Origin of the sequence: Lacihabitans sp. LS3-19, assembly GCF_024343575.1 — a bacterium.
Taxonomy (GTDB): domain Bacteria; phylum Bacteroidota; class Bacteroidia; order Cytophagales; family Spirosomataceae; genus Leadbetterella.
In genome coordinates this window covers 1-4,989 of sequence record NZ_RJUA01000034.1, presented here as the reverse complement: position 1 = coordinate 4,989, position 4,989 = coordinate 1, and the positions used below count along the sequence as shown (strand labels likewise).

Annotated in this window: 6 protein-coding genes and 1 pseudogene; 1 reads left to right on the top strand and 6 read right to left on the bottom strand. The window is 33.9% G+C overall.

What is annotated here, in order from left to right:
* Nucleotides 1–445: pseudogene (locus EGI22_RS15000) on the top strand (hypothetical protein); the annotation flags it as partial.
* Nucleotides 446–648: 203 nt separating this feature from the next.
* Here the strand turns inward: EGI22_RS15000 and EGI22_RS14995 are convergent.
* The 6 genes from EGI22_RS14995 to EGI22_RS14970 form a co-directional block, all read right to left on the bottom strand.
* The gene (locus EGI22_RS14995) at nucleotides 649–1,758 is read right to left on the bottom strand and encodes an exo-alpha-sialidase (protein ID WP_255069281.1); all 1,110 of its coding nucleotides are present in this window, start codon (nucleotides 1,756–1,758) and stop codon (nucleotides 649–651) included.
* Nucleotides 1,759–1,862: 104 nt separating this feature from the next.
* Nucleotides 1,863–2,720 (bottom strand): NAD(P)H-binding protein, encoded by an 858-nt coding sequence (locus tag EGI22_RS14990; protein WP_255069280.1) that lies wholly within the window; start codon nucleotides 2,718–2,720, stop codon nucleotides 1,863–1,865.
* 43 nt (nucleotides 2,721–2,763) lie between these two features.
* Complete coding sequence (locus EGI22_RS14985; protein WP_255069279.1) at nucleotides 2,764–2,958, bottom strand: type II toxin-antitoxin system HicA family toxin; 195 nt, start codon at nucleotides 2,956–2,958, stop codon at nucleotides 2,764–2,766.
* Nucleotides 2,955–3,182 (bottom strand): type II toxin-antitoxin system HicB family antitoxin, encoded by a 228-nt coding sequence (locus tag EGI22_RS14980; RefSeq protein ID WP_255069278.1) that lies wholly within the window; start codon nucleotides 3,180–3,182, stop codon nucleotides 2,955–2,957. Before EGI22_RS14980 ends, EGI22_RS14985 begins: the two co-directional genes overlap by 4 nt.
* A gap of 186 nt (nucleotides 3,183–3,368) precedes the next feature.
* Entirely contained in the window at nucleotides 3,369–4,259 is an 891-nt protein-coding gene (gene xerD, locus EGI22_RS14975; RefSeq protein ID WP_255069277.1) for a site-specific tyrosine recombinase XerD, read from the bottom strand.
* 33 nt (nucleotides 4,260–4,292) lie between these two features.
* Nucleotides 4,293–4,989 (bottom strand): M24 family metallopeptidase (locus EGI22_RS14970; protein ID WP_255069276.1); only part of this gene is annotated, 697 nt, incomplete at its 5' end.

The following is a 4,989-nucleotide window of genomic DNA, read 5'->3' as shown; positions in this document are numbered from 1 at the left end:
TGAAGAAAAAATAGCTGCGGCTGAGCGGTATGATGGTTTTTTAGCCATAAGCACCAATAATCAAACGCTGCCAGTAAGCGATGTCTTAGATCAATATAAACAACTATTTAAAATAGAACACAGCTTTAGAACCTTCAAATCCCACCTTGAAACCAGACCAATGTTTCATTGGACAGACCAAAGAATAGAGGGCCATATTTGCCTTTGTTACATAGCCTTCGCCATTCAAAACTTCGTGCTACAAAAAATAAATCGTGACAAAAATGTGATTACAGAAAAATTGCTAAGAGAAGCATTAGACAAAATGCAATTAAGTCTGATAGATAACAATGGGAAAAAATCTTACTTGAGATCGATGCCATCAGAAAACGAAAAACTCATCCTAAATAAAATGGGTCTAAAACCAATCTTACCAATCCAAACACAAGAAAAGTTTAAAATCTAAAAATCCACCAAAATAATGGTTTGTAGAGAGCCGATTGGACAATACTGTGCCTTATTATCAATTACTTAACTCAAAATGGTGTCAAACTCAAGTGGTATATAGAGAGACCAAGTCATGGAAGTGGCCCATTATTTAATTAGTTTATATGAGTGCCTTGGCTTATTTTTCGGCTTTTGCTGTTTATTGGTTATTGAAATAAGACTTTACCATTTTACGATTTTAAACACTATTTCTTTATAATTGTCCCTTTCATAAAGAACCCCTATTTTTCTTTTACCAATTTTGACAATATCAGAATAAGCAGTAAAATCACCTTTTCCATCATTAGCATCAATTAAAACTGACTTCGGCCAAGTTTTTCCTTCATTTTTACTAATTCTGAGCGTAAGGTTATTGCGTTTATTTATATCTGCCGCATTTGTGAAAGCTAGTTTTTTGCCTCCAATATTTAAAAGACTACCTTCACAAACTGGGTCAATAAGTTTTTCATTAAATTTTTCCGATGTCCAAGTTTCGCCATTATTATCACTAATAGCAACAATTCGTTGCTTTATATCACCTTTTTGATTCCTTGTATTCAACATTAATCTATTATTGGACAATTCTGCCGCTGTGGCTTCATTGCTACCTTTTAGTTCTAGACTTTCACTCAATTTGAAAGTTTTTCCGTGGTCATCAGAATAAAATGCATGTGCATGATAATCTTCAAAATGTTCCAAAGGCTCGCCTTCACTGTGGTTGGCAGGCACAAATAGTCTTCCTTTTTTTGAGCCTTTCGTCAATTGTAAGGCATGGCCTGGTGTATTTGCATAAGATCGCCATTCCGAGGGCCTATGTGTTTGGGAAGTAATATCCAAAGGGGGCGACCAAGTATCTCCATTGTCAATAGAGGTAACATAAAATACTTCTCTCTTTCCATGGCCTTTCCGGACTTCGTTTTCATGGTTATTGCCAGCATTATAAAACAGGAATAATCTGCCTTCTGGGTATTCAGGGTCCAAGAAATCAAAAACTGGTGCATTATTGCTAACTTGGAGGTCGTCATTGTCCACTACAATTTTAAGTTTGCTCCAAGTTTTGCCCTTATCGCAACTTTTCCGCATTACCAAATCTATATTGCCAAAATCTCTAGCATTATTTACTCTGCCTTCGGCAAAAGCTATTAAGCAACCATTTTTTGCAGTAACTATTGCCGGTATTCTAAAAGATTTGTACCCTTCAGTTCCGGAGGTGAAGATGGGTGTTTGGGCGAAACAAGTGAAATTTAAGAATAGGAAAAATGAAATGATTTTCAGATACTTGCTTCTTTCCATAATATGTTTTTTTATTAATCGCACATCAGTTTTCATAATAGATTTTGATACTTTTTTCTTCTAGTTAAGTTGAAAAACTAAGCAAAATCTAAAGGTTTGCAATATTAATTCGAGTTTTTTAATTTTATGTATTCCTCAAATTTCATTCGTCCAATTCGGGGAGCGATTGTGTCTACTTGAATAGCAGCTACAAAAAAAGCAAATTTATTATATAGATTTTTATTTAAAATTCTGAAAAAGGGCAACGAGAGCTTGAAAAACTGAAGAGGAATATTTTTTAAACTTTTTGTTGGGCAGACTTCATTTTGTATTATTTCATAGAGTTCTCGCCTAGTATATATTGTCATTCCACCTATTTCTTTTGTTACGTTTACAAGTTTAATTGATTCAACACATTCTTTCGCCAAATCTCCTTCATATATTGGATTTGTCTTCATATCTCCTTTCCCTATATTAATTAAACGGCCTTTTTTTGCCATTTCAATCATGTCTATAAAAGCACTGAATATTGCTGGTGGTTTAATTATTGAATAGTCGATTCCCGAAGATTTCAAAAGCTCAGAAAATTCATGGTGGACCCTGAAGTATTCTAAATGCAAATATTTTTCAGAATGAAAAGCAGAAATATAAATAAATTTCTTAATACCACTTTTAATAGCTTCTTTAAAAATAGTGGTGTTTGCATTTAGGTCAATCTCTTTGAATGACGGTTTACTAAAATCATTTGGAGATACACTTTTTCCCAAAGCGGAAATGACTATGTCATAACCATTACAAATATTTTCTAATGAAGTGGGATTCGTGATATCAGCTATTATGTATCTATCGGTAATACTTAATAATTCCTCTGCTTTTATCTTACTTCGGACAACTACCGTTAATTCATAGCCTTTCAGTTTCGCTTCTCTTGCAATCTCTTTACCTAAATTACCTGTTGCTCCAAATAGTATTAGTTTTTTCATATTTCTATGGATTTGTTATTTTCGTTTGGCGTAATTTTAAAATTTAAATACTTATTCCAGCCTGTTTTAAAATAGCTAAGAATGTGCCCTTTTTTATATCTTTATTGCCATGAATTGGCACAATGGCAGTTTTGTTATTATTGGGATTGTGATAAATGTGATGTGAACCTTTTGAACGTTTAAAAACAAAACCATTTTGTTCCAAAAGGCCAATTAGGTATTTTGGAGTTTGGTTCATGCGACGGCCAAATTTAAGGAATATTCAAAAGTATTGGAGTCATCGGGGATTTTTTCTCCTCTCTCTTTTAATTCTTCTATATAAAGTTGGATGGCTTCTTTAGCCATTTCAATGGCTTCTTCAAGGTCGTCTCCTTGTGTTATACAGCCGGGTAAAGACGGCACCGTGACCATAAAACCTCCTTCCTCTTCTTTTTGTAGATGAATTTTGTAATTATAATTCATGTAAAATATTTTTGATAGTCAAATATAGAATAAATATGGGATTTTAAAAATATGGTTACTTCCAACTGATGAAAAAAAATGGGTTTTAAAACAATTAATATTCTGAATACAAAGTCAATCCGAAAAATTGAGAGTTTATTAATCGAATTAATCTAAAATCCCTCAATCGAAAAATCGTAAATCAATTCACCCCCGCGGATGAAACTCCTTCAAAGTCTGCTGCAAATAAGCTCTATCAAGATGCGTGTATATTTCAGTAGTGATTATTGACTCATGACCTAACATTTCCTGTACAGCTCTTAAATCCGCTCCGCCTTCAACCAAATGAGTGGCAAAACTATGTCTTAGTGTATGGGGAGATATACTTTTATGAATGCCAGCCTTTTCTGCTAAGTCTTTGATTATCAAAAAAACCATCACTCTGCTTAGGGCTTTTCCACGTCTATTTAAAAATAATATATCTTCATGCCCATGTTCAATATTCAAATGGCTTCGGCTTTCATTTTGATAAATTTTAGCAAACTTTATCGCTTCATTTCCAATAGGAATCAATCGCATTTTGTTGCCTTTACCTACTACTCTCACAAAACCCTCATTAAACAAGCAATCTGAAATTTTAAGGCCGGTCAGTTCAGACACTCGTAAGCCGCAGCTATACATTACTTCCACAATCGCCTTGTTTCGTGGTCCTTCGGGCGTGCTTAAATCTATGCAATTCAGCATGGCTTCTATTTCATGTAAATGCAACGTTTCAGGTAGTTTTCGAGTGATTTTAGGTGAGGAAATCAATTCTGTAGGATCAGAAATAATTTCTTTTTCAATGATTAAATATTCAAAAAAAGCCTTCAATCCACTGAGAATTCTGCTTTGACTTGTGTTTGACAGACCTAGATCGTTTAAATAACTCAAGAAATTGTGAATGTCTTCGTCTTTCAACTGGAGCACAGTTTTTTTCTCTCCAAAAAATTGAAATAATTTTTCGGCATCTCTCACATAGGCTTCTACAGAGTTGCCAGAAAGCCCTCTTTCTATTTTCAAGAAATTCTTGAAACCTTTTATGTGATTTTGCCAAAGCATATTTTCTATTATTTAACCAGTTTTTTTTAGGTTTTACTGATGCATCAATTTTTCTATTTCACTTATTTCTAGCGGAATACCTTCCATCAAATCCTCATTTCCTACTTCTTTTATCAATATGTCATTTTCCAAGCGAATGCCTATGGCTTCTTGCTCAATATATATTCCTGGCTCTAAAGTTAGCAACATTCCGGCTTCTAATTTCTTTTTTCTATCGCCAACATCATGTACATCAATTCCCAAAAAATGTGAAACCCCATGCGGAAAGTATTTAACAATCGCTTTTGGATTGAATTTTACATCAGATTCTGTCAAAATCTTTAATTTCACCAATTCTTTTCCTATTAAGTTTTGCGTTTCCTTTTTTAGGTTTGCTATCGTATTTCCTACCACCATTTGGTTTTTTATGGCTTTCATTACATCAAATACAGATGTGTAAACTTCTGCTTGCCTATCTGTGAATTTTCCATTTATGGGTAAAACTCTGGTCATATCTGCTTTATAATTGCCGTATTCAGCACCAAAGTCCATCAAAACTATTTCGCCACTTTTACAGATGTCATTGTTGGTAATATAATGCAAAGCACATGCATTTTTACCAGATGCCATTATAGGTTGAAAAGCGTGCATTCTTGACCTTCTTCTTTGGAATTCATAAGAGATTTCCGCTTCAAGTTCGAATTCATACATCTCAGGTTTTAAGTTTTTTGCTGCTCTTTCAAACCCAAAT